3 protein-coding genes and 19 tRNA genes are annotated in these 3431 nt (G+C 61.9%); 2 read left to right on the top strand and 20 right to left on the bottom strand.

Features of this window, described 5'->3' with window-relative positions; all coding sequences use genetic code 11:
* Positions 1–225, top strand: a 225-nt coding sequence (locus AC1DY5_RS47875) for a hypothetical protein (RefSeq protein ID WP_478121371.1), incomplete at its 5' end; no start/stop codon positions are given.
* A gap of 65 nt (positions 226–290) precedes the next feature.
* Here the strand turns inward: AC1DY5_RS47875 and AC1DY5_RS47870 are convergent.
* The 3 genes from AC1DY5_RS47870 to AC1DY5_RS47860 form a co-directional block, all read right to left on the bottom strand.
* Positions 291–366 (bottom strand) — tRNA-Arg (locus tag AC1DY5_RS47870).
* A gap of 12 nt (positions 367–378) precedes the next feature.
* Positions 379–465, bottom strand: a tRNA-Cys gene (locus AC1DY5_RS47865).
* 34 nt (positions 466–499) lie between these two features.
* A complete protein-coding gene (locus AC1DY5_RS47860) occupies positions 500–1087 on the bottom strand; it encodes an RNA ligase family protein (RefSeq protein ID WP_478121370.1) in 588 nt (195 codons plus the stop codon).
* Between the two features lie 26 nt (positions 1088–1113).
* On the opposite strand from AC1DY5_RS47860, the gene AC1DY5_RS47855 reads away from it, so the two are divergent.
* Positions 1114–1281, top strand: coding sequence for a hypothetical protein (locus AC1DY5_RS47855; RefSeq protein ID WP_478121369.1), 168 nt, complete (start codon positions 1114–1116; stop codon positions 1279–1281).
* Between the two features lie 302 nt (positions 1282–1583).
* Here AC1DY5_RS47855 and AC1DY5_RS47850 read toward each other — a convergent pair.
* From AC1DY5_RS47850 to AC1DY5_RS47770, 17 genes are all read right to left on the bottom strand, one after another.
* A tRNA-Gly gene (locus AC1DY5_RS47850) sits at positions 1584–1658 on the bottom strand.
* Positions 1659–1664: 6 nt separating this feature from the next.
* Positions 1665–1752, bottom strand: a tRNA-Tyr gene (locus AC1DY5_RS47845).
* An 8-nt stretch (positions 1753–1760) separates the two neighbouring features.
* Positions 1761–1837, bottom strand: a tRNA-Arg gene (locus tag AC1DY5_RS47840).
* Between the two features lie 21 nt (positions 1838–1858).
* Positions 1859–1954 (bottom strand) — tRNA-Ser (locus AC1DY5_RS47835).
* A gap of 17 nt (positions 1955–1971) precedes the next feature.
* A tRNA-Ser gene (locus AC1DY5_RS47830) sits at positions 1972–2063 on the bottom strand.
* 18 nt (positions 2064–2081) lie between these two features.
* Positions 2082–2174: transfer RNA gene (locus AC1DY5_RS47825), tRNA-Ser, on the bottom strand.
* An 8-nt stretch (positions 2175–2182) separates the two neighbouring features.
* Positions 2183–2258, bottom strand: a tRNA-Phe gene (locus AC1DY5_RS47820).
* 8 nt (positions 2259–2266) lie between these two features.
* Positions 2267–2342: transfer RNA gene (locus AC1DY5_RS47815), tRNA-Asp, on the bottom strand.
* Positions 2343–2351: 9 nt separating this feature from the next.
* Positions 2352–2427, bottom strand: a tRNA-Ala gene (locus AC1DY5_RS47810).
* 7 nt (positions 2428–2434) lie between these two features.
* Positions 2435–2522 (bottom strand) — tRNA-Ser (locus AC1DY5_RS47805).
* A gap of 89 nt (positions 2523–2611) precedes the next feature.
* Positions 2612–2687 (bottom strand) — tRNA-Pro (locus AC1DY5_RS47800).
* Between the two features lie 15 nt (positions 2688–2702).
* Positions 2703–2779 (bottom strand) — tRNA-Gln (locus AC1DY5_RS47795).
* A gap of 5 nt (positions 2780–2784) precedes the next feature.
* A tRNA-Met gene (locus tag AC1DY5_RS47790) sits at positions 2785–2864 on the bottom strand.
* 31 nt (positions 2865–2895) lie between these two features.
* Positions 2896–2977: transfer RNA gene (locus tag AC1DY5_RS47785), tRNA-Lys, on the bottom strand.
* 13 nt (positions 2978–2990) lie between these two features.
* Positions 2991–3063: transfer RNA gene (locus AC1DY5_RS47780), tRNA-Thr, on the bottom strand.
* Positions 3064–3091: 28 nt separating this feature from the next.
* Positions 3092–3167, bottom strand: a tRNA-Trp gene (locus AC1DY5_RS47775).
* A gap of 11 nt (positions 3168–3178) precedes the next feature.
* A tRNA-Leu gene (locus AC1DY5_RS47770) sits at positions 3179–3263 on the bottom strand.
* Positions 3264–3431: the final 168 nt, after the last annotated feature.

Here is a 3431-nt window from a genome sequence, read left to right as displayed (position 1 = left end):
CCACTCGCCGATCTCGCGCACGCGCTGATCGAAGTCGAGCTTCTCGAAGCGCTCACGAGCGCGCTCGGCGTCTCGATGGCGCTGCCCGGTCATCGTGCCAAAGCCGTGAACGACGGCCTGCACAACAGGGTTGCGGGGCTTGGAGGCTGGCACCGCAGTGCGGTTCGCCGGCCGGCGATGGCTGGTGGTGAGTCGCATGTGGAGTCCTCCGATCTGAACGAATGATCTCCGGATATCGGTGATCGCGGTGTGATGTTTTAGTGACGCAAGTCGCGCCGCCGGCTAAATCCTGGTGCCCCGCGGACCAGTTGAAGGTCCACCTGCCGCTTAGAAGGCGGCTGCTCTATCCAGTTGAGCTAGCAGGGCCGGTTGGTGAGATGGAAACGAGGATGGGATTCGGACCCATGTGGAGCAACGCTCACCGGACTTGCAAACCGGCGCCTTCGACCGCTTGGCTACCTCGTTATAAACTGGTGGAGAGGGGGCGCCGGCCCGGCCATCACAGCCGAGCCGGAACCGCTTCCGATGCGATGCGTGCCAGGCCGTTCGGAACGATCCGCTGACCATGCATCCAGTGCGCGGTGGTCTGCACATGGTTGGCGCGAACCACCTTGGCGACATGCGTGCGGAACTGTCCGTAGTAGATGGCATCGGTGACGGTGACCACGTAGCCTTCGCTGCGCGCCCAGTCTCGCTTGCTGTCATACAGCGAGCGGATGAGGTGCTCGTCGTAGATGCCGTCGTAGAGCACCGGCACGCTGACGATGCCGAGCAGCTCGAACCACTCTTGGGTCTGGTCCCAGCCCAGGCGCGTATTGCGTTCGTCCCAGATCGAGAACCCCATGAAATAGCTCGGGAGGTTCTCGTACTCGATCGAGTGCCGTGCGTAGAGGTTTTCACCGCACACGCGCCAGCCCGGTGGCAGGTCGCCGGCGATCCGGGCCCAGACCATGCCCTTGACCCAGTTGCGGCTGTCGTGGTGCCGGCCGTCGACGGAGCGGGCATGCATGCCGTCCGCGTAGAGCGTCGTGTTCTCGCCGTCCTTCTTCTCGGTCACGATGACGCGTTTCCCGACGAAGGCATCCATGCTGGCGATCCTCCGATCGTCCGTGCATGCCCTCCGACCACGGGGCGTGGTGCGTGCGCGGATACTTGATCCGGTCGCTGAAGTCGCCGAGCACGCCGCCGGAGGCCAGGATCTTCTGCACGCTGTCGTCGAAGAAGAGCTCCCCCTTCAACCTGGTGCCGTTCGCCATGACCGGGTTGCCCCACTTGTCGTAGATCTGGTCGTCGTAGAGGTGCGACGGAATGACGGGCTTGCGGATGCCGCAGGCCTCGCGCACCTGGTCCACCGAGATGGTCGTCATCTCGCAGGCCAGGTGGTGCTCCTCGCAAACGGACGCCCCGTTCGCAAGGTAGTAGCCGCCATCGGCCCAGAGCCGGCGCTCGAGGATGTGGTGGGCATCCACGGCCGACCGCTCGCAGAAGACGCAGCGGTGTCCATCCCTGGAGAACACGCCGGCGCGGAATGCGTCGCGCGTGAGAATTCGCGGTTCCATGGTGTCCTCCTTGGGAGATGTTGATGGAGCGGGCCGCGAGGGTCGAACTCGCCTGTACGCCTTGGAAGGGCGCCGCCTGAGCCGCTCGGCCAGGCCCGCGTGGGGTGGTGGATCGTCTTCGACTCGAACGAAGCATGTCCCGAAGGACGCGGGATTTACAGTCCCGTGCAGTAGCCAGCTCTGCTCACGAACCAAGGTAGGTGGTCCTGCGCACACGGCTCGAACGTGCAACCCCCGGCTTCGTAGGCCAGTGCTCTATCCAATTGAGCTAACGCAGGAGGGAAAGAGGTTGTGGAAGATGGCGGATGCGGAGAAGATTCGAACTCTCGAGCCGAGCTTGCGCCCGGCAGCACTGTTTTCGAGGCAGGCCCCTTAGACCACTCGGGCACGCATCCAGGTCAGGTTGATGGGGTGGAGGAGAAGAGGGGATTCGGACCCCTGTGCCGCATCCCTGCGACCACCGCATTTCCAATGCGGGCCATTCGACCGTTCTGGCACTTCTCCGCAGATAGACAAAAGGGGTGGAGGAAGACGCGGGGATCGAACCCGCGACCGAGGGGCTTCCTCGAAACCTGGGTTCAAGCCAGGCGCAATAGACCGCTCTGCCAGTCTTCCGGTGATGATGGCGCCGAGAGCAGAAATCGAATCTGCGACGCTCGCGCTTTCAACGCGACGCTCTACCGTCTGAGCTATCTCGGCATGATGGGTGGCGCCCCGTGGGGAAGTCGAATCCCCGGCTTCCTCCTAGACAGGGAGGCACTCTGGCCACTGAGTTAACGGAGCAGAATGAGTTGGTGGAGATGAACGGGATCGAACCGATGACCCCCTGCTTGCAAAGCAGGTGCTCTCCCAGCTGAGCTACATCCCCGGGAATCTGGCGGAGCATGTCGGTATCGATCCGACCWACCGCTTTCGCAGTCCCGACTTAGCAGGTCGGTGCCTTAACCTCTCGGCCAATGCTCCTGATGCGGTACGGGTTCCGGTGCCGCCCAATCTTTGCGGGCCGGTTTCCGCGAGAGGGCGATTCGCATCGCCCAGTCTCGCTTCTTGTATGGTCGGAGCGGCAGGTCTCGAACCTGCGACCCCCTGGTCCCAAACCAGGTGCGCTTCCAGCTGCGCCACGCTCCGAGGGGTGTTGATGAATGGCAGACGCTCAAGGATTCGAACCTTGGAATGCTGGGATCAAAACCCAGTGCCGTAGACCGCTTGGCTAAGCGCCTTCATCTGGTTGCGGAGGGCGGATTCGAACCGACCGATCTCTGGCTTATGAGGCCAGCGGGGACGACCAGGCTCCCCTACTCCGCGATACTGTTTTGACGATTGAATCGTCTGTGACTGGAGTCGGATACGGGATTCGAACCCATGTCTACAAGGATAAAAAACCTTGTGTCCTAACTAAGCCGCTAGACGAATCCGACGTGATGCTGATGAAGCCCGCAGTCTGATTCGAACAGACGACAACCAATTTACAAAAATGGTGCTCTGCCAACTGAGCTATACGGGCAGTTTGTGAAAAGCAATTGATGCGAACTTGGCGGGCATCACAGGAGTCGAACCTGTAACCTCCGGTTTTGGAGACCGGCGCTCTGCCAGTTGAGCTAGACACCCTTGAATCTGACTGGTAGCCCGAGGGAGGGTCGAACTCCCATGACTTGCGTCGCCGCGCCCTGAACGCGGTGTGTCTGCCGATTCCACCATCGGGCCATGATCCATTTCGGTTGTGTCTTCACGCGATTCGAGTGCTTGCGCACTCACGTCGACATCGCTGCACGATGGTTGGGTCCAGACCATGCACATCCCCCCAGGCCGCCGACGCGGATGGCCTCTGGAGGTGCTGCAAAGGCACACCCGAAATGGAGCAGCACGGAGGGC

This window comes from Variovorax sp. P4_D9 (genome assembly GCF_056401695.1).
This window is presented reverse-complemented; position numbering and strand designations above follow the sequence as displayed.